At 75.0% G+C, this 1,168-nt stretch carries 1 protein-coding gene; it reads left to right on the top strand.

Going from position 1 to position 1,168, the window contains the following annotated elements; all coding sequences use genetic code 11:
• A partial coding sequence (locus tag HO151_RS06490) for a lantibiotic dehydratase (protein WP_173895139.1) occupies window positions 1–1,168 on the top strand: 1,168 nt, incomplete at both ends.

Genomic DNA, 1,168 nt, shown 5'->3' with positions numbered 1-1,168 from the left:
GCTGGTCAGCTGGCGGCTGGAGGTGCCCGCGGGCACCTACCCCGAGCGGGAGCTGCGCACCCTGCTGGAGCGCATCGGCGACCCGGCGGTGCGCGAGCCCGCCCTGGCCGGGCTCGCGGTGCTGGAGACCGGCCGCGACCGGGTCGAGCGGGCCGGTACCGACCCCGAGGAGCTGACCGCCGCGCTCGCCGCCCTGGAGGCGAGCTTCGCCGAGCTCACCGAGGTCTCGGCGGTCCGCGAGAAGGGGGCCCGCACCGCGCCCAACCGCGCGCTGGTGTACGCCGACTGCCGCCGGTCCGCCACGGCGACGGTGGGCACCGCCGTCCTGGCGCAGCTCGTCCCGCTGGAGCTGTGCCTGACCGCCGCCCGCTGGATGACCGACCGGTACGCGGAGGCCGTCGGCGCACGCATCCACGAGGTCTACCGCGAACTGCGCGAGCGGCACGGGCAGGTCGACCTCGGCTCGCTCTGGTTCGCCTGCCTGCCGGCCCCGCACCCGGAGTCCTTCGCCGAGATCGAGCGCATCCAGGCCGAGCTGCGCGAGCGCTGGGGGCGGATCATCGCCGCGCCGCCCGGCGCCCGGCGGGTCTCGCTGTCCAGCGCCGCCATCGCCGGGCAGGTGCGCGAGGCGTTCCCGCAGGACGGGCGCGGCTGGTCGCTGAGCCGGTACGTCAGCCCCGACCTGATGCTCGTCGCGGAGGACCTGGAAGCCGTCGGACGCGGCGAGTTCCAGCTCGTCATCGGTGAGCTGCACGTCGCCATGAACACCCTGGCCCAGTCGCTCTTCGTCCACCAGCACCCCGACCGCGGGCAGCTGGTCGACGAGACCACCCGGGACTTCCCCGGCCCGCGGCTGCTGCCCATGCTGCCCAAGGAGCTCCCGCTCAAGTGGTCCGCGCGCAGCAGGCAGTCCCTGGAGCGGCCGCAGGACCACTACGTCGCCCTCACCGACCACAGCGCCGACCCGCACCGTCCGCGTACCGTGCGCTCCGGCGAGGTGCGGGTGGAGGAGCGGGCGGGCCGGCTCTCGGCCGTGCTGCCCGACGGCTCGGTCTTCGACCTGCTGGACGTGTTCTGCCACGCGCTCACCGACCGCGTGATGGACCGCTTCACGCTGCGCCCGGACGGCGACCACTCGCCGCGGATCACCATCGACTCCACCGTCGTC

It is taken from the genome of Streptomyces sp. 8P21H-1 (assembly GCF_013302945.1).
This window is presented reverse-complemented; position numbering and strand designations above follow the sequence as displayed.